14 protein-coding genes and 1 tRNA gene are annotated in these 20,422 nt (G+C 33.1%); 6 read left to right on the top strand and 9 right to left on the bottom strand.

Going from position 1 to position 20,422, the window contains the following annotated elements; all coding sequences use genetic code 11:
* The first annotated feature begins 66 nt into the window (after positions 1-66).
* Positions 67-1,836, top strand: coding sequence for an arylsulfatase (locus tag FUA26_RS06760; RefSeq protein ID WP_222611755.1), 1,770 nt, complete (start codon positions 67-69; stop codon positions 1,834-1,836).
* A 1-nt stretch (position 1,837) separates the two neighbouring features.
* Here the strand turns inward: FUA26_RS06760 and FUA26_RS06755 are convergent, their stop codons facing one another.
* Entirely contained in the window at positions 1,838-4,564 is a 2,727-nt protein-coding gene (locus FUA26_RS06755; protein WP_147133407.1) for a carboxypeptidase-like regulatory domain-containing protein, read from the bottom strand.
* A 378-nt stretch (positions 4,565-4,942) separates the two neighbouring features.
* On the opposite strand from FUA26_RS06755, the gene FUA26_RS06750 reads away from it, so the two are divergent.
* Positions 4,943-6,499: a sulfatase family protein gene (locus FUA26_RS06750; RefSeq protein WP_147133404.1), complete on the top strand. Its 1,557-nt coding sequence runs from the start codon at positions 4,943-4,945 to the stop codon at positions 6,497-6,499.
* Between the two features lie 121 nt (positions 6,500-6,620).
* Here FUA26_RS06750 and FUA26_RS06745 read toward each other — a convergent pair.
* A tRNA-Ser gene (locus FUA26_RS06745) sits at positions 6,621-6,705 on the bottom strand.
* A gap of 186 nt (positions 6,706-6,891) precedes the next feature.
* Between FUA26_RS06745 and FUA26_RS06740 the strand changes: the two genes are divergently transcribed.
* Entirely contained in the window at positions 6,892-7,521 is a 630-nt protein-coding gene (locus FUA26_RS06740; RefSeq protein WP_147133401.1) for an NAD(P)H-dependent oxidoreductase, read from the top strand.
* A gap of 111 nt (positions 7,522-7,632) precedes the next feature.
* Positions 7,633-8,826 carry a DegT/DnrJ/EryC1/StrS family aminotransferase gene (locus FUA26_RS06735; RefSeq protein ID WP_147133398.1) on the top strand — a complete coding sequence of 398 codons (1,194 nt, stop codon included), beginning with the start codon at positions 7,633-7,635 and terminating at the stop codon, positions 8,824-8,826.
* A 60-nt stretch (positions 8,827-8,886) separates the two neighbouring features.
* On the opposite strand, the gene ribB is transcribed toward FUA26_RS06735, so the two are convergent.
* From ribB to tpx, 6 genes are all read right to left on the bottom strand, one after another.
* Positions 8,887-10,044 (bottom strand): 3,4-dihydroxy-2-butanone-4-phosphate synthase, encoded by a 1,158-nt coding sequence (gene ribB / locus FUA26_RS06730; RefSeq protein ID WP_147133395.1) that lies wholly within the window; start codon positions 10,042-10,044, stop codon positions 8,887-8,889.
* Between the two features lie 16 nt (positions 10,045-10,060).
* Entirely contained in the window at positions 10,061-12,040 is a 1,980-nt protein-coding gene (locus FUA26_RS06725; protein ID WP_147133392.1) for an LptF/LptG family permease, read from the bottom strand.
* A gap of 8 nt (positions 12,041-12,048) precedes the next feature.
* The gene (locus tag FUA26_RS06720; protein WP_147134375.1) at positions 12,049-12,684 is read right to left on the bottom strand and encodes a LolA family protein; all 636 of its coding nucleotides are present in this window, start codon (positions 12,682-12,684) and stop codon (positions 12,049-12,051) included.
* A gap of 34 nt (positions 12,685-12,718) precedes the next feature.
* Positions 12,719-15,124 (bottom strand): FtsK/SpoIIIE family DNA translocase, encoded by a 2,406-nt coding sequence (locus FUA26_RS06715; protein ID WP_147133389.1) that lies wholly within the window; start codon positions 15,122-15,124, stop codon positions 12,719-12,721.
* Positions 15,125-15,251: 127 nt separating this feature from the next.
* Positions 15,252-15,620: a diacylglycerol kinase gene (locus tag FUA26_RS06710; protein WP_147133386.1), complete on the bottom strand. Its 369-nt coding sequence runs from the start codon at positions 15,618-15,620 to the stop codon at positions 15,252-15,254.
* 8 nt (positions 15,621-15,628) lie between these two features.
* Positions 15,629-16,129 (bottom strand): thiol peroxidase, encoded by a 501-nt coding sequence (gene tpx / locus FUA26_RS06705; RefSeq protein ID WP_147133383.1) that lies wholly within the window; start codon positions 16,127-16,129, stop codon positions 15,629-15,631.
* Positions 16,130-16,307: 178 nt separating this feature from the next.
* Here tpx and FUA26_RS06700 point away from each other — a divergent pair, with 178 nt between their 5' ends.
* Together FUA26_RS06700 and katG are read left to right on the top strand one after the other, a co-directional pair.
* Positions 16,308-16,853, top strand: coding sequence for a fasciclin domain-containing protein (locus tag FUA26_RS06700; protein WP_147134372.1), 546 nt, complete (start codon positions 16,308-16,310; stop codon positions 16,851-16,853).
* 244 nt (positions 16,854-17,097) lie between these two features.
* A complete protein-coding gene (katG, locus tag FUA26_RS06695) occupies positions 17,098-19,272 on the top strand; it encodes a catalase/peroxidase HPI (RefSeq protein ID WP_147133381.1) in 2,175 nt (724 codons plus the stop codon).
* 102 nt (positions 19,273-19,374) lie between these two features.
* Here the strand turns inward: katG and FUA26_RS06690 are convergent, their stop codons facing one another.
* Positions 19,375-20,277, bottom strand: a complete 903-nt coding sequence (locus tag FUA26_RS06690; RefSeq protein WP_147133377.1) for an NAD(P)/FAD-dependent oxidoreductase — start codon at positions 20,275-20,277, stop codon at positions 19,375-19,377.
* Positions 20,278-20,422 lie beyond the last annotated feature (145 nt).

The raw sequence follows: 20,422 nt of genomic DNA, 5'->3' as shown, positions 1-20,422 counted from the left end.
ATATATTACCATAACTTAAAAACTCTACATTACTCAAGTTTCATTTTTCTCATAGTAATGATTTTAATGAGCGCATGTTCAAAAAATTATGAGCTTAAAAAACAAGAGAAACCTAATGTAATTTTAATTCTAACCGATGATCAAGGTTATGGAGATTTGAGTTGCCATGGTAACCCCTATTTTAAAACACCAAATATGGACAAGTTACATGAAGAATCTGTTCGTTTTACAGATTTCCACGTAGATCCTACTTGTGCACCAACAAGAGCCGCTTTACTAACAGGTAAATACGCACATAATGTTGGTGTTTGGCATACAATAGCAGGCGGGAATCATCTAAAAACTAATGAGCTTACTATGGCTAATGTTTTTAAAGAATCTGGTTATGCCACAGGGCTTTTTGGTAAGTGGCATTTAGGTGCAAATTATCCTTATAGGCCAATAGATAGAGGTTTTGATGAATGGCTTGGGCAAGGTGATGGCGGAACAGGAACTACCGATGATTGGTTTGATAATGATAGAGTAAATGACTATTATTGGCACAACGGTGAAAAAAAGAAAATTGAAGGATATGCACCTGATGTTTTTTACAATGCAGCAATAAATTTTATTAAGCAGAAAAAGGAATCTAAACAACCATTTTTTGTGTATTTACCAACGTATTTACCTCATCATCCACATACGGTGCCAGATGTTTCAATGGCCAATAATTTTGGGCCTGAAGTACCAAAAAATGTATCTTATTTTTATGCAGGCATTCAGCGAATTGATAGGAATATTGGAAAATTAAGAAAAACGCTTGAAAATTTACAATTGGCAGATAATACCATACTCATTTTTATGAGCGATAATGGAGGAACAGAAGGTGTAAAAATGTATAATGCCGGCATGAAAGGTAGAAAAGGACAGGCTTATGAAGGTGGGCATAGAGTACCTTTTTTTATACATTGGAAAAATGGTGCTATAAAGCATGGTAAAGATGTAGAAGATTTAACATCTCATTTTGATGTACTACCTACACTTATAGATTTGTGTGGCTTAAAAACTAAAACTCATGATACTATAAATTTTGATGGAAGAAGCTTTAAGCAGCAATTATATAACCCAGAAAAGAAACTAGAAGAACGTATACTTTTTGTAGAAAATCAAAGAACATTTAAAGCGCAACCTTGGGTTAATATGGCCGCAATGACAAATCGTTGGCGGTTAATTGATAACACTGAGTTGTATGATATGGAAACCGATTTTGCACAAACAACCAACGTTATTAATAAGTATCCTGATGTTGTAAAAAATTTAAGAGTTGCTCATAAAAACTATTGGGAAAAAGTAACACCTAATGATAGAGAAGTACCCAGACCAATTATTGGAAGTGAAAAAGATACTGAAGTGTTTTTAACACCATCAGATTGGTATTTACCAGCAGTACCTTGGAATCATTCACAAGTTGCAAAAGGCTTTTCAGAAGTTGGAGAATGGCATATTACTGTTGAAACTAATGCAACTTACACATTTGAAGTATCTAGGTGGCCGCGTGAAGCCAAAGCACCAATAGCCGGAGTGCCTAGTTTTAAAAATAAAACAGTAGATGCTTGGTTACCTCAAGGCGGAGTAAAAAAGCTTATTTATGGTAATACAATGGTAGCGTTGCCTGTGCAAGCTATAGCTTTACAAGTAGGGGATTACAACCAAACAAAACCTGTTAAAATTACAGATACCTCTGTTGTTTTTGAAGTGCCTTTAAAAGCAGGAAACACAAGTGTTAAAGGGCAAATGCTAAACAGTGAAAATAATGTAATAGCGGGTACGTATTATATTTACATTACAAAAAAATAAGTTAAGCATTATTGCGTTTTTGTTTTTTGGGTTTACTATTAAGTTTATAAGTGTAACTTAAAATAACGTAGCGCCCTAAACTCTCAGAGGTGGTTTCTTCAAAATAATTGGTGGTACTACGTCTGTAAACATCAACATTTTTGTTTAGCAAATCAATTAAAAGAAGCTTACAAATATTTTTTTTGTTTTTTGAAAGGTTGTATGAAAATGCAGCGCTCCAAATAGGCAATGTAGTGTTTGAAGAAAATTGATTGTCAGAAAAAACAATATAATCAAACTGTGTGTTTATGTTTAATTTACTGGTTAAATCATAATCAAACATTGAAAAGTATTTTTGCTGCCTATAAGTACGGTTTAAATCTTCTTCTAAAGAAAAATTGGTGTTATTAACGCTATAATCTGCGCCAAATTTTAAATCAACTACATTTTTGTTAGAGTTTTCAAGCAATAAACCAACAAAAAAATCTTTTGATGTAACGTCATTTAGTTCTAAATTAATAATGGAGTTTGATGTTCTGTAAGCATTTTTGTTTTTTAATGTATACCTAACGCCAAGACCTTTTAGTTTTTTGCTAAGGCTAAAGTTGGCTGTAAATACTTTTCTATTGCCGCTATTTTGGTAACTACGGGTTCTTACAAAACTATCATCAATATCTATACTTTGTACAATAGCATCAGTAGCATGTTGGTATAAAATTCGGCTATAAAAAGTTGTTGAAGATTTAAAATTAAAAACATTGGCGGTAAGGGCTATTTCATTCATTTTTTCGGCCTTTAAATTTGGGTTTCCTTGTCTTATATAAAACGGGTTCAAATCATTTACAACCGTAGAACTTTCGTGTTTTCTTGGGTTTCGTATTACTTTTTTATAGGCTAATCTATATTTATGCCCTTTTTTAGGTTTGTAAAGAATGTTTGAAATAGGATTTAAAAAAAATAAATGTTTGGTAATTGAAGGCTCAGTAATAATGCCAAAATTGCGGCTTAAATCTTGAAGTTCTAAAGCACTAAAAATGTTTAATTTTGGTGATACATAATTATGGGCAAATCGTGTTTGAAAACTGTTTTCTAAATGTTTATACTTAAAGGTTAATAGCTCTTCTTCGTTATCAGTAATGGTGTTTTTTAGTTGGTATATATCTTCTTTTTCAGTTTTAAATCTTAAAAAAGACTGTAGTTTAAAGTAATGTTTATCTACTATAGGTTCTGTATATCTAAAATTAAAATTATAGTTATTATTGTTAAATTTCTCATCTCTAACCGTTTCAATTTCACGTTCGGTTGGTGTTGTTTTATGTAAATTTCGTACTGTAAAAGTATATTGGTTGTTTTCTCTTTTTTGTGAGTTTAAAACGGTGTTAAATCCCGTATTAAAACTACGCCCATTTTTTTGTAGTTTCTGGTAATAATCTATGTTAAAATTGGCTGTATTACGTGTGTTGTTATTATGAAGATTTTGCTGGTTTGTGGTTGTTAATTCGCCATTACTGTTGGTAAATGTTCCGTTTTTGGTGTCATTACTTATGTTTTCAGTAGCATTTAATTTTCCTCTAACTATAAGCCTATTATTTTTATTAGCACGGTGTTTATAATTAAAATTGAAATTATGATTTTTTGATAATCTGTTAAACGTATCTTCAGATGCAAAATCAAAATTATTTGCATTAGTAAATGATACTCTTTTGGAAGAAGAAGCACCTTGATTATCAGAAAGATTATAAAAATAATCGGCATTAACATCAACTTTTTCTTTAAACTCGTGCCCAAAGTGGGCGCCTGCAACTTCAGTTTTTAAATAACCACTTAAGCTTCGGGGTTTTGGTGTGTTGTTAGTATCATCATCATCTTCATCGGCAATACCGTTGGCATTTTCTAAAAAGCCTTGAATGTTTGAACCGGTTATATTTATGTTGTTAAACTTACCAATTAAAGATATTTGAGTTTTAGGGTTAAATTTATTGTAATTTAAATTGCTAAAATAGCGGCTATCTAAACCCATACCAGCGGCAAACTTACCAAAACCCATATTTTTTTTGCTTTTTTTTAATGTGAAGTTTATAATCATTTCTTTGTTGCCATCATCAACACCTGTAAGTTCAGCATCTTCACTTTTTTTATCAATTATTTCAACTTTTTCAATAGCATCGGCTGAAAGATTTTTTAAAACCAATGCCGGATCGCCTCCAAAAAACTCTTTGCCATCAACAAATATTCTGGTTACTTGGTTACCTTGTGCAACTACTTTTCCGTCAGATTCTATTTCTAAACCGGGTAATTTTGTTAGTAAAGATTCTAAATTATCATCAGGATTTACCTTAAAAGAACTTGCGTTAAAGGCAAGTGTATCTTTTTTTACTTGTACAGGTACAACAGCCGATATTGTTACAGCATCTAAAACACTAGGACTTTCTTTTAGTATAATAGTTTTTAAATTTATTGGTGTGCTATTGTAAGTAATATTTTTTTTAAATGTATTAAAGCCCATAAATGATATTTGTACGGTAATATTACCTTTTGGTACATCTGTCATAGAGAAATAGCCATTACTATCAGTAATTGTGTAATTTATAAGCGTAGAATCTTTTTGTTTTAAAAAAGCCACCGAAACAAGTTCTAATGGTAAGTTCTGTTCATCAAAAACACTGCCTTGAATGGCGGGAACACTTTGGCAATAGATAATATTGGTAATAAAAAAAAGAAAAAATATCTTATAAATTGTTTGAAACATGGTTAGGCTTTATGTTTTACGCTAAATTTAAAGTAAGTATTAAGCAAAAGAAAAATTTATTATTAAAAAAGGTTATACAAAACCTAGGCAATTGTTAGGCAAAATAATAATAAACCCATTTGTTGTCTTTTTTTAGGGTTTAATATTTTGAGTAAGCCTAAAACTTTGTAACGCAAAATTATTAGTAACTACATTTATTAAACAGATAACTACAATAAATTAAACGTCTTTTTTTACTTTGTTGTAATTAAATAGCAATTTTTAGGGGTATATTAACCATTTAAGGTACACAAAAAAGTATATGGTTAATTGTATGATAAAAAAAATGCAATATTTGTAATGACATAAACACTAAACAATAAATTAATACCATTAAAAATGAATAAGCTCGTATTATTTCTTTTAAGCACACTTTTTATGGTTAGTTGTGCAAAAAACAAAAAGCAAACGGCCGAAGTTTCGCAAACTGAAACCACTAAAAAACCAAACATAGTTGTAATTTATTTAGATGATTTAGGCTACGGAGATTTAAGTGCCTATGGCGCCACAGAATTACAAACACCTAATATTGATGCTTTGGCTAATGGTGGTATACGTTTTACAAACGGTTACGCATCATCAGCTACATGCACACCAAGTAGGTATGCATTACTAACGGGTATGTACCCTTGGAAAAATAAAAATGCTAAAATTTTACCTGGCACAGCGCCATTAATAATTAGTACAGAACAACAAACGTTACCAAAAATGCTTAAAAAGCAAGGTTACCAAACAGCTATTGTAGGTAAATGGCATTTAGGTTTAGGCACTGGTAACGTTAACTGGAATGAGCGTGTATCACCAGGACCAAATGAAGTTGGTTTTGATGAATCATACATTCTTGCTGCTACGCAAGACCGCGTTCCTACGGTGTATATTAAAAACGGACATGTAGTTAATTTAGACCCTAATGACCCTATAGAGGTTGATTATAAAAATAACTTTGAAGGCCAACCAACAGGAAAAGATAACCCAGAATTAACAACCATGAAATGGCATCATGGACACAATAATAGCATTGTAAATGGCATACCTAGAATTGGGTATATGAAAGGTGGTGAAGCAGCAAAATGGAGTGATGTTGATATGGCTGATCACTTTTTAGAAAAAGCACAAACCTATGTAAAAACACATAAAAATGAACCTTTCTTTTTATACTATGCCATGCAACAACCGCATGTACCGCGTACACCGCACCCAAGGTTTGCAGGTAAATCTGGTATGGGGCCAAGAGGCGATGTTATTTTAGAAGCAGATTGGTGTATTGGAGAATTTATAAAAACCTTAGAAGAAGAAGGCGTTTTAGAAAATACTTTAATTGTTTTTTCAAGTGATAACGGACCCGTTTTAAACGATGGATATTATGACGATGCCGATACTAAAATAGGAAATCACACACCGGCAGGTGTTTTAAGAGGTGGTAAATATAGTCTGTTTGAAGCTGGTACACGCATGCCGTTTATAACCTATTGGAAAGGTAACATTAAACCAACTACTTCTGATGCTTTAGTGTGTCAAATAGATTTGCTAGCATCGTTAGCCAAATTAGTAGGTACCGAAGAAACAACAACCGATAGTAAAGATCTATTAGATGTGTTTTTAGGAAAAAGTAATACTGGTAGAGAACATTTAATAATAGAAGCTACCTCAAGAACCGCACTACGTAGTGGTGATTATATTTACATTCCGGCTTATGGTGGTAAACCTTTAAACACTCAAGTAAATATTGAAGTTGGTAATAGTGATGTACCATTACTTTACAATTTAAAAGGCGATTTAAGTCAGAAAAACAATTTAGCAGAGGCTAACCCTGAAAAGTTAAAGGAAATGCATGAAATCTTCGTTAAATTAAGAGGTGAAGACTTCAGTAAAACTGAAAAATTAGAGTTAAAGTAATAGAATACATTATTTAAAATAAATACCAAGCCCTAAAGCTATTGTTTTAGGGCTTTTTTATAGTTATTTATAAAATAACCAAAATAAAAAAGCTCTACTAATTAAAGTAGAGCTTTTGTTGCGGAGAAAGAGGGATTCGAACCCCCGGAGGTGTGACCCTCAACAGTTTTCAAGACTGCCGCATTCGACCACTCTGCCATTTCTCCTTGAGTGCCTCATGAACTATTTGTTCAATGCGGGTGCAAATATAAAATCCTTTTTCGTTTCTATCAAATAAAATGTCACTTTTTTCAAAAAATAATTTTAACACACATAACATCAACACATTTTATACCACAATTTCATAAAAAATAACGCTGCAAATAGTACATTTGTATAAAGAAAATTGTCAAATGAACATCATAGATAAACTCAACTGGCGTTACGCAACAAAAAAATTTAACCCAGAAAAAACACTAACAAGCAAACAAGTAAACACCCTAAAACAAGCCTTTAATTTAACAGCCACGTCATACGGTTTACAACCCACAAAACTGTTAATTATTCAAAATAAAGCATTAAAAACAGCACTTGTGCCACATTCTTACAATCAAACACAAGTACAAGACGCCTCACATTTATTAGTAATTTGTATAAAAGAACACGTTTTAAAAGAAGACGTAAACGCCTTTTTCAACAACATAAAAACCATTAGAAACACCCCCGAAGAAATACTAGCACCCTACCGAGAAAACCTAACAAGCATGTTGCAAAACATGACCTTAGAGCAGCAACAACAATGGTCTAAAAACCAAGCCTACATAGCCCTTGGTAATTTAATGACCGTTTGCGCCGTAGAAGGTATAGATGCCTGCCCCATGGAAGGTTTCAACCCAACAGCCTATAACCAAGCCCTAAACCTCAAAGAAAAAGGCCTAAAATCAGTATTATTATTACCCGTAGGGCACAGAGCCGATGACGATATGTTTGCAAACTTTGAAAAAGTAAGAATGACATTAAACGAAACCATAATAGAACTATAAAATATTAGGGCGTTACCCACAAGGGGTCGGGCTTTACGTTGCAATCTTTTTTAGCTTTAAGGCTAAAAAAGGATTTCCACTACAATCCCTAACGCACACAAAACACACATTATGCCAGGATTTGAATTATTTGGAGACTTAGAGCGCAAACACCTAAACGATGTTTTAGAAAACGGTGTATTAATGCGCTATGGCTTTGATGCCATGCGTAACGGCCACTACAAAGCCAAAGAATTAGAAAACAAACTATCAGAAACATTTCAAACCAACCACGTACAATTAGTATCTAGCGGTACAGCAGCCGTAACCGTAGCATTAGCATCAGCAGGTGTAGGCGCAGGCCATGAGGTTATAATGCCAACCTTTACTTTTGTAGCTAGCTTTGAAGCCATTATGGCCTTAGGCGCTATACCCGTTTTAGTTGATGTAGATGATACCTTATGCCTTAACCCCAAAGCTGTACAAGAGGCCATAACCCCAAAAACAAAAGCCATTATGGTAGTGCAAATGTGCGGTAGTATGGCCAATATGGGTGCGCTACAAACCATAGCACAAAAACATAACGTGTTGTTGGTTGAAGATGCTTGTCAAGCCATTGGTGGAACCTACAAGGGTAAACCACTAGGTAGCATTGGGCACTTAGGCTGTTTCTCTTTCGATTTTGTAAAAACCATAACCTGTGGCGAAGGCGGAGCCGTAATAACCAATAATGAACAATATTATTTAAACGCCGATCATTACAGTGATCATGGGCATGACCACATAGGGAATGATCGCGGCGCAGAAACACATCCTTTTTTAGGTTATAATTTCAGAATTTCAGAGCTGCATGCAGCCGTTGGTTTAGCACAAGTACAGCGTTTACCAGAGTTTTTACAAATTCAAAAACGAAACCTAAATATCTTAAAAGAAGCTTTAGCCAATATTAAAGAAGTAACTTTTAGAACCGTACCACAAGGCGGTGAAGAAAGTGGTGCTTTTTTCAATTTCTTTTTACCAAATTTAGAAACCGCACGAAAAGTAATTGATGGTTTTAAAAATGGCGGTGTAGATGCTTGTTGGAATTATTTTGATAATAACTGGCATTACATTCGTAAATGGGATCATTTAAAGCAATTAAAATCATTATATCCAATATCAAAAGAAGTAAAAGATGGTTTAAAACACCTAGAAACTAAAAGTTTTGAAATGTCTGATCATTATATTGGCAGAAATATTTCCTGTTTAATAAAACTATCTTGGACGGAAGAAGAGGTGAGGGCAAGAGGCCAAAAAATGGCAGAGATTATTAAAGCGGTATTGTAAATAAATACAAAATTAGTTTAAATAAAAAGGAGCTTAAAAAAGCTCCTTTTTCGGTTTTTATTAATAGTTTATATAATCTACAATTTCTAAACCATAACCAATTAAACCAACACGTTTGGTTTGTGTTGAGTTTGATATTAGTTTTAATTTATGAATATTTAAATCATGCAATATTTGAGCGCCAATACCAAAATCACGATTATCCATGTGTATTCTTGGGGCTTTAGTTACTTCTTGCTGCTTTTGGTTACTTTTTAAAAACGCAAGACGGTTTAATATATTCATAGATTGTGATTCCTGATTTATAAAAATAACAGCGCCTTTGCCTTCCTTTTCAACTGCTTTAAACATATCGTCTAATTGCTTATCAGCGTTATTAGTAAGTGTGCCTAAAATATCGTTGTTTATTAGCGTAGAGTTAATTCGGGTGGCAACAGGTTCATTGTCTTTCCAGGTACCTTTAGTTAAAGCTATATGTACTTGGTTGTTGGTAGTTTGTTTATAAGCTCTTATTCTGTAACTACCAAAACGTGTTTCAATTTGAAAATCTTCTTTTTTATCAATTAAAGAATCGTGTTGCATGCGGTAAGCAACTAAATCTTCAATAGAAACAATTTTTAAATCGAATTTTTTGGCTACTTCAATAAGTTGAGGTAATCGGGCCATAGTGCCATCTTCGTTCATAATTTCAACAATAACCCCAGCAGGTTTTAAGCCCGCTAATCTTGCAAAATCTATGGCAGCTTCTGTGTGTCCTGTTCTGCGTAAAACACCACCTTCTTTTGCAACTAAAGGAAAAATATGACCAGGGCGTGCTAATTCAAAAGGTTTTGTGTTTGGGTCTATTAAAGCTTGTATGGTTTTTGCTCTGTCACTTGCAGAAATACCTGTAGTTACACCACCTCCTCTTAAATCTACCGATACGGTAAAAGCCGTTTCCATAGGGTCTGTATTGTTTCTAACCATCATGTTCAATTCAAGCTCTTTACAACGGTTTTCGGTTAAAGGTGTACAAATTAAACCTCTACCGTGGGTAGCCATAAAGTTTATCATTTGCGGTGTAACTTTATCGGCAGCCGCTAAAAAATCGCCTTCATTTTCTCTGTTTTCATCATCAACAACAATAATAACTTTGCCATTTCTTATATCTTCAATGGCTTCATGTATAGAGTTAAGCTTAAATTGCTTTTGGTTGTGTGTCATAGTTTCTGCTATCATTTAGCAAAGATATTGCTTATTTTAAAGATTCTAAACAATAAATCCTTAAGTCTTCCTTAATTTTTACATTTAAAAAAGGATACGTAATCATGTAAAAAGGGAAGCCTAGTAATAAAAGAATACCGTTTGGCATTTTTTTAGTCTTATTTATTAATTTGTAAAACTGTTTTAAGTTTAACAGTGATTTTATGTAATAAACAACATATAGTATAAACGATACAATACTTAATTGTATAGATGCTGAGGCTAAATGTGGTAGTTTATTGTTTTTAAATATAAAATGTAATATTAAAAGTGCAGCACCAACACCAAAAAGCCATATAGCAAATTTGGCGTGGTCTTTATAATTTTTTGAAGTAGTTTCGGCAGTTGTATAACGTGCGTTTAAATGTACTTTTTCAGTAAGAGTAGTGTTATCAACGTCTCTGTTTTTTAATAGTTTTATGGCTTCAAAACGTACATTTTCTTCATGCCCAAGTGTTTCATAATTGGCAATTATATTATAAAGTTCATTATTGGTTAAGTTGTTTAAAAACTTATAATCAACACTATCTTTTTCTTTTATTTTGAATATTTTACGAAGTGGCTCAGTAATACTACCAAATTCAAATAAGTTTCTATCGGCAGTGGCGCGTCTTGTTAAAAATATACTTAAAGGTAGCATAACAAGTGTAGAAAACCAACTAGCAAGTATTGGGTTAAAGCCTCCTTTTTTTGCACTATTGGTAGCAAAAATACCTATAAAGTGGTAGGTTAAAAACAGTAGTATAGCAATAACCATAGGTAAGCCAATACCTCCTTTTCTAATTAAAGCACCAAGAGGTGCACCCACAAAAAATAGAATAATACAAGCAAAGCCTAAAGCAAATTTTTCATGTAATGAAATGTAGTGCCTGTATAACCACTCATTTGATTTTTTTTGAGTTGATTTTTTTGATGCCACAATTTGTTTTGCGCTAACAATGGCTCTGTTTGCAGCATCAATAAGTTCTATTTTTTTTCGTGTATTAAAAAGGTCTAAAATATTACCAGAGAAAAGAGAATCTTTTTCAATGGTTTCTATTTTGTCTTTGTCTTTTTTTACTCTAACAGGCCTACTTACTGATGAGCGCTGCATGAGTGTTTTTGATAAGGCTAAAATATCTTCATCTTTTCGTTTTTCTAAAGAATCAATGGCTTTATTTAGGCCTCTAACAGTAAGCATACTGTACTTATCAGTTTGCGATTCTTCATCTAAATCAACATCATTTAAGTTTGACAAATCAATGTTAATTATATATTTTTCAAAAGTACTTTTTGCAAATGGTTTTTTACTGCGGTCTTCAGGTTTTGACGGATTTATATCTGTATAATAATTTCCGTTATAAAGTATAAGTTTTAAAACGTTTGAATCTTCGGAACTTGCTAATTCACCGGTTTCAGATTTTATGGTTGTGGCATTTTTTTGGCCATCGTTACCTTTAATATGTATAATAACATCTTCTAAATATTGACCTCTATCACCACTTTTGTTTTCAACTTTAATGTTATAATTCATTATTTCGTTAAACTGGCCTTCGGCAATTACCATGGCTGGCTTTAGTTTGGCTATGTTTCGTCTTAAATTATAAGATTTTAACTCTGCCCATGGAATAACATTATTTGAAAAGAAAAATGTTGTGGTTGCTAGTATTACTATAAAAACACTTAAACCAGACATGGCGCGCTGTAATGAAATACCTGTAGATTTCATAGCGGCAAATTCATAGTTTTCTGCAAAGTTACCAAATACCATTATAGATGCTAGCAAAATGGTTAGTGGTAATACCAGCGGTATTAACTTTGGCATAAAGTAAATTAAAAATTTACCAACAATTATGAGGTCTAAATCTTTGCCAGATAACTCTCTAATATACAGCCAAATGGTTTGTAAAATAAATATCAGCATGAGTATTAAAAACACGCTGATAAAAGTTTTGAGGTACGATGTTAATATGTAACGGTCTAGTATTTTCAAGGTAAAACCTAATCTAGTTTATTGATGTAATAATCTTGATATTTATTGGCATCAAAGGTAAATAAGGTTTTTGATATAGGCTCATTTGTTTTAAAAGAAATTACAGTTAAAGTAGTTTTTGCACCGTTTTTTCCTGTTTGAATTAGGTTGTATATGTGTTTTGTTTGCGCATCAACACCTAATAATATGCTTTTAAGTTCAGAATTTGAATCTATAGGAGTAAGTTTTACATACTGAATTTTTCGGCCTTTTATATTTTGCTGAATATCTAATTTGTAGGTGTAACCATCTTCATAAAATGATAGCATTTTGCTTGGTGTTATGGCGTCTTCTTCATCTTCGCCACCTGTTGAAATGGTAACTTCTTCATCTTCAGGACTAATGGAGTATAATTTTGATCCATCAAACAAACGGGTAATTCCAAGAATATTCAATTTGTATTTTTCGCCTTGTAAAACAACATCGCCTCGTGTTTCTTGTTTGATGTTTTCTGAAATGTTTTCAAGTGTATATTTAAATTCTATTGAAATATTATCATAGCTTTTAACTTTCTTTGATACGTCATCTAACAAGGCTTTGCCTTTGTTTTGTGAAAAAACGTTTGCTGATAATAGTAGCACTAAACAAGTAGCTATAAGTTTCATATTTGTGTTTATAAAATTCATTTTTAATGTTTTTTTACTGGATTTCGTTTTCAAGATGCTGATCTAGTGCTATTAAATCTGGTATTAAAACTTGTCTTGCTTTACTGCCTTCAAAGGGGCCAACAATACCAGCAGCTTCTAACTGATCAATTAATCTGCCTGCTCTGTTATATCCTAATTTTAATTTTCGTTGTAATAAAGAGGCCGATCCTTGTTGTGCTGTTACAATAACTATGGCAGCATCTTTAAATAATTTATCTCTATCTGCAATATCTATATCAATACTTGTGCCACTTTCTTCACCAACATATTCTGGTAATAAATACGCATCAGGATATGCTTTTTGGGCACCAATAAAATCGGTTATTTTTTCAACTTCGGGTGTATCAACAAACGCACATTGTATGCGTATCATATCATTACCTTGTGTGTAAAGCATATCTCCTCTACCAATTAATTGGTCTGCACCAGCGCCATCTAAAATGGTACGCGAATCTATTTTTGATGTTACCCTAAAAGCAATTCTAGCAGGGAAATTAGCTTTAATAATACCTGTAATTACGTTTACGGATGGACGTTGCGTTGCAATAATTAAATGTATACCAATGGCACGTGCTAATTGTGCTAAACGTGCAATAGGGGTTTCAACCTCTTTTCCGGCAGTCATAATTAAATCTGCAAACTCATCAACAACTAAAACAATGTATGGTAAAAATTGATGCCCGTCATTTGGGTTTAGTTTACGGTCTTTAAACTTACGGTTGTATTCGGCAATGTTACGGCACATGGCATTTTTTAACAACTCATAGCGGTTGTCCATTTCTATACAAAGTGAGTTTAAAGTATTTATAACCTTTGTGTTATCTGTAATAATAGCATCTTCGCTATCAGGTAATTTTGCTAAATAATGACGTTCAATTTTATTAAATAAAGTAAGCTCTACCTTTTTAGGGTCTACTAGCACAAATTTTACTTCAGCTGGATGTTTTTTGTAAAGTAATGATGTTAAAACAGCGTTTAAACCAACCGATTTACCTTGGCCTGTGGCACCGGCCATAAGCATGTGTGGCATTTTAGCTAAATCTACTACAAAGGTTTCATTACTAATAGTTTTACCTAAAGCTATAGGCAATTGCATTTCAGAGGATTGGAACTTTTTTGAAGCAATTACAGAACGCATTGATACTATAGTGGCGTTTTTATTTGGCACCTCAATACCAATGGTACCTTTTCCTGGAATTGGCGCAATAATACGAATACCTAAAGCAGATAATGACAGTGCAATATCGTCTTCAAGATTTTTAATTTTTGAAATACGAATACCAGCTTCTGGTACAATTTCATATAGTGTAACAGTTGGCCCAATGGTAGCTTTTATACTAGCTATACCAATTTTGTAATTGTTAAGGGTTTCAACAATTTTGTTTTTGTTTTCTTCTAATTCTTCTTGGTTAATAGTAATACCTTCAGTATCATATTTCTTAAGAAGCTCTAAATGCGGAAATTGGTATTTGCTTAACTCTAAAGTAGGATCGAATTCACCAAAATCTTCAACCAATTTGTTTGATAAATTATCGGTTTCAGATTGTTCTTCGGCAATTTGCTCAACTTTTATTTCTAAATTAGTGTCTTCTTCTTCAACATCTTCATCTTCAGTTACCGTTGGTGTAACTTCAACTTTTACAATTGGTTCTTTGGTTGAAGATGTTTTGGGTGTTGTTTCTTTATTATCATCTAAAGAAACTTCAAAAGCAGATTTTATTGCTTCGGCTTCTTCTGATAAATTATTATCAACAGCAATTATAACATCTTCTTTTGTTTTTGATAACTCATCGGTTACTTCTTTTTTAGCCGATTTAAAGGCGTTAACTATACCTTCAAACGTTACTTTAAACCTAATGGCTAAATAGGTTATTAAACCTAGTAATAGTAGGAGTGATGTGCCTATTTTACCAATGTAATCTTGCAAAAAGCTGTTAATTTCAAAACCAATAGTGCCACCAAGCATATCATTTTTATGGGCAAAAAAACCAAAAAATATAGCTATCCAAATGGCTATTAATATGCCCCAAAACCAATGTTTTCTTAAGCGTGTTTTGGGTAAATTCATTAAAACATAAACACCCGATAAAAAGAAAAGACCCGCAAATATAAAAGCTGAAACACCAAAACCATTATGTATAAAAAAATGACTTAACCATGCACCAGTTTTACTTAACCAATTTTGTGCTTTTACTTCTCTAGAAGTAAAGTTGGTTAAGGTACTTTGGTCTTCAATACCCGTAAAAAAGTATGATACAAATGCAACGCATAAAACCACGCCAAGTATAACTAAAAAACTACCAAATATTAGTTTTTGTTGGCTTGATAGTTTTAAACTTGGAGCTTTAAGTTTTTTTTTACTTGATGTTTTTTTGGTATTGGTTTTTTTCTTAGCCATTAACGGTTAACGTGTGAAAATGTTTGCATCGAAATTAAAACGATGTGACAAAAATACAAATTACTAACATTAACGAAACTTTATTTTGAAAAATTGCACAGCCTCAATTAATGTAATGCAAGTTAGGTTATAAAATTTTAGGAAGATAGATAATGCCACCTATTATAGTTGCAAAAAAAGCCGCTATAAAAACGGCACCAGCTGCAACATCTTTAATAATGCCAATTTTTTGATGGTGTTCTGGGTGAATAAAATCGGCAACGGCTTCAATGGCAGTATTAACACCTTCAGTAGCCATAACAAGTGCAATGGCAAAACACTGTAACGCCCACTCAGTAGCAGAAATATTAAAAAAGAATCCTGCTATAGTAACCATTAAGGTAATGCAAACTTGTATTTTAATGCTTGCTTCGGTTTTTATAAGATATAAAGCACCTTTAAATGCGTAACCAATACTTTTAAGCCGGTTTACTAAGAAGGATTCTTTTTTTTGCATATACTGTTTTAGTATAAAACTTCTAACGCTGCTTTGTAGTTAGGTTCATCAACGGTTTCGGCTACTTGTTCGGTGTATAAAACCTCGCCATTTTCGTTAATAACTACTACGCTTCTAGATAGTAAACCTTCAAGCGGTCCATCAACAAAGTTTACACCATAATTTTCACCAAATTTACCAGTTTTAAAATCAGATAAGTTAACCACGTTGTTTAAACCTTCGGCACCACAAAAACGGTCTTGTGCAAACGGTAAATCGCGCGATATACAAAGTACTTTTGTATTTTCAAGTTCGCTAGCTTCAGTGTTAAATTGTCTAACAGATTGTGCACATGTACCGGTATCTACACTCGGAAAAATATTTAAAACCACGCGGCTACCAGCAAAATCTTTTAAGCTTTTTGAAGATAAATCGGTTGCTGTTAATGTAAAATCAGGTGCTTTGTCTCCAACTTTTGGTAAGCTGCCCGATGTGTTTATAGGGTTTCCTTTTAATGTTACTGTTGCCATAATGTTTATTTAATTTTTTATAAAAGTAATGATTATAAGTGTGAGCATTGCTAAAATAGTGTTAATGGATGTTAAAATTAAATTTTTTTAAAACCGCTGGTTTAAAAATATCGTTAATAGTGTAAATCATAAAAAAAATAAAAATATGAAACGATTTAATTTAGTTACAAAAACATTAATGCTAGCTTTAGTTTTAGCAACAACATCAGTAGTAGCGCAATCAAGTATGAAAACATCAAAAACCAAAATGGTTGGTGGTGCAGCTATGTATCCAACAAAAAATATAATTGAAAATGCTGTAAATTCAAAAGATCATACAACATTAGTAGCCGCTGTAAAAGCAGCTGATTTGGTAGAAACACTTATGGGAGAAGGCCCTTTTACAGTTTTTGCACCAACTAATAGTGCTTTTAGCAAATTACCTGACGGAACAGTAGATAATTTATTAAAACCAGAAAACAAAAAAATGCTTCAAACCATACTTACCTATCATGTTGTAGCAGGAAAGTGGAACGCTAAAGATGTAATAAAACTTGTTAAAGACAACAATGGAAAAGCCGAAGTAAAAACTGTTAGCGGTGGTACAATAACATTATGGTTAAAAGGTAACCATGTGTATGTGAATGATGAAAACGGAAACTCAGCTAAAGTTACAATTGCAGATGTTAACCAATCAAATGGTGTAATTCATGTAATTGACACGGTTTTATTACCAAAATCTTAAGAAGCATCCCTTAAAGCAACTTTTTTTAAGTTAGTTTATAAAAGCGCCTTTTGGCGCTTTTATAGTTTTTAATTATAGTTTTTGTTTTAAACTATCATTTATTTCGATATTGTTATAATTTTTTGAAATTAGCTATAGCAATTTGTGTTGTTTTTATAATATAAATTTAACTTTTATAAATCACGATGATTTATTAAAAATCAGTATTTTTTAGTAATCATTTCAACATTAAACAAATAAGCTCATGGAAAATTCAACAAACAAAACCTCAGGAAAATGCCCTTTTATGCACGGTTCTAATACTGCTGCAGAAAAGTCTGTTACAGAGTGGTGGCCAAAATCACTAAATTTAGATATTTTACACCAACATGACACTAAAACCAATCCGCTTGGAGAACATTTTAATTATAAAGACGCCTTAAAGACATTAGATGTAGATGCTTTAAAGGCAGACTTACGCGAATTATTAACAACCAGTCAAAGCTGGTGGCCAGGAGATTGGGGTTCATATTTAGGTATGATGGCGCGTGTGGCGTGGCATGCAGCAGGTACTTATAGGCTTGCCGATGGTAGAGGTGGTGCAGGAACAGGAAACCAACGTTTCGCACCTTTAAATTCATGGCCAGATAACGCTAATACAGATAAAGGCAGACGTTTACTTTGGCCTATAAAAAAGAAATACGGTAATAAAATTTCATGGGCAGATTTAATAATTCTTGCAGGTACATTAGCTTATGAAATTGCCGGATTAAAAACATTTGGTTTTGCCTTTGGTAGAGAAGATATTTGGCACCCAGAAAAAGATGTGTATTGGGGTGCAGAAAAAGAATGGCTTGCTTCAAGTAACAATAGGTATGATGATGTTGAAACACCTGAAACGCTTGAAAACCCTTTGGCAGCAGTACAAATGGGATTAATTTATGTAAATCCTGAAGGTGTAAACGGTAAACCAGATCCTTTAAAAACAGCTGCTATGATTAGAGAAACGTTTAAAAGAATGGCTATGGATGATGAGGAAACAGCAGCTTTAACAGCAGGAGGCCATACCATTGGTAAAAGCCATGGTAACGGTAATGCAGACGATTTAACACCAGCGCCTGAAGGTACAAATATTGAATTTCAAGGCTTAGGTTGGATGAATACAAAATCTAGAGGAATTGGCAGAAATGTTTTAGCTGGTGGGCCAGAAGGCGCATGGACCACAAACCCCACAAAATGGGATGGTGGTTATTTTGAAATGTTACTAGACCATGATTGGGAACTTACAAAAAGTCCTGCAGGTGCCTTACAATATAAGCCTGTAAATATAAAAGATGAAAATAAACCTGTTGATGTTGAAGATGCTTCAATTTTAACAATGCCTATGATGACGGACGCAGATATGGCTATGAAAGTAGATCCTATTTACAGAGATTATATGGAAAAATTTAGAGCAGATCACGACTATTTTTCCGATACCTTTGCCCGCGCTTGGTTTAAATTAACACATAGAGATATGGGGCCAAAAGATCGTTATTTAGGGCCCGATGTACCAACTGAAGATTTAATTTGGCAAGATCCGGTGCCAAAAGGAAATACTAATTATGATGTTGAAGCTGTTAAAGCTAAAATTGCTGCAACTAATTTAACCATAGGCGAACTCGTTTCAACCGCTTGGGATAGTGCAAGAACGTTTCGTGGTTCAGATTTTAGAGGTGGTGCTAATGGTGCCCGTATTCGTTTAGAGCCTCAAAAAAGCTGGCAAGGTAATGAGCCTGAAAAGCTTCAAAAAGTATTACATGTTTTACAACCAATTGCTTCAGAGTTTAATATAAGTATTGCCGATACTATTGTTTTAGCTGGAAATGTTGGTGTTGAAAAGGCTATAAAAAATGCAGGATTACATGTAAATGTTCCGTTTGAAAAGGGTAGAGGTGATGCTACGGATGCAATGACAGATGCCGAATCTTTTGAACCTTTAGAGCCTGTTGCCGATGGTTTTAGAAACTGGCTTAAACAAGAATATGCCGTTACTCCCGAAGAAATGCTTTTAGATAGAGCACAACTAATGGGGTTAACTGCTGCAGAAATGACCGTGTTAATTGGTGGTATGCGTGTTTTAGGTACTAACTACGGCAATACAAAGCATGGTGTGTTTACAAATAATGAAGGCGCTTTAACTAATGACTTTTTTGTGCATTTAACTGATATGGATTACCAATGGAAGCCAGCCACTAATGGCATATTTAATATTGTTGAACGTAGTACTGGTAACACTAAATTTACGGCTACACGTGTAGATTTAGTATTTGGTTCTAATTCTATATTAAGGGCTTACGCCGAAGTTTATGCCCAAGATGATAGCAAAGAAAAGTTTGTAAATGATTTTGTGGCTGCTTGGACTAAAGTTATGAATTCAGACCGTTTTGATGTAAAATAAAATACATTAACACACAATAAAAAAGGAATGGTATTTATTATAAATCCATTCCTTTTTTTTATTAAACAATAACTTAATTAGCAGATACTACATGTTTTTAAGCTAAAAAGCTTCATGTGCTAATTCCATATTTAAAACAGCACCAGTAAGGTTACCAGAATACACAGCATTAGCTACAGATCTTAACCTATTGGTATTATCACCACACGCATAAATTCCAGGAACCGTTGTTTTCTGCATCTCGTCAACTTGTATGTAACCTTGTTCTGTGAGTTCACAACCTAATTCATTAGGTATATTTGTATGTTGTTCAAATGGTAATTGCGCATAAATAGCATCAAAAGCTTCAGTAGTGCCGTCGTTGTAAATTACATGTTTTACTGCACCATTTTCGTGTACTATTTCTAATATTTCTTTTTCAATTAAAGGAATATTATGTTGTTTTAAATGCATTAGCTGTTCTTCTGTAAAATGCGCTTTTCCTTGTGTTATTACACTAAATTTTTTTGTTAAATTGTGTATTAAAGGTATCATATGGTACGCCTTATCGCCATTAGACATTATGGCCGTTTTTTTATTTCTAAATTCGTAACCATGGCAATACGGGCAATGTATAACAGACTTTGCCCAAGTATCTTTAAAGCCTTTTATATTGGGTAAAATATCTTTTATTCCTGTGGCTATAATAAGTTTTTTAGCCTCGTAATAGGTGCCAGATTGTGTACTAATTTTAAAACCGTGTTCTGTTTTTTCACCACTTTTAGCAACATCTGAAACTAGTTTTACAGTACTGTAAGCTAATACTTGTTTTCTTGCTTTATCGGCAATAATATGTGGCTTTTCGCCATCTTGCGTAATAAAATTTTGTGAGTGTGGCGTGTTACGATTACAAGGTTTTCCGGCATCTATAATTAATACATTTCTTAATGAGCGCCCTAAAGCCATTGCTGCCGATAAACCAGCATAACTACCGCCAATTATTATAACATCATATATATTTTTCATAGGTATCTTTATTTACTTAACAAATATAATCAACATGATATTAATGCAACTTTGTTGCAATATTGTTTTACTATGTATATATAGATATATTTAATATTGAAACATTAAAACCTAAAATTGTTTGAGGTTTTGTAATGATGGTGTT

Source organism: Seonamhaeicola algicola, assembly GCF_007997385.1.
In the GTDB taxonomy this organism is placed as follows: Bacteria; Bacteroidota; Bacteroidia; order Flavobacteriales; family Flavobacteriaceae; genus Seonamhaeicola; species Seonamhaeicola algicola.
The sequence above is the reverse complement of the archived record's forward strand: the minus strand, read 5'-3'. Positions and strand labels throughout refer to the sequence as shown.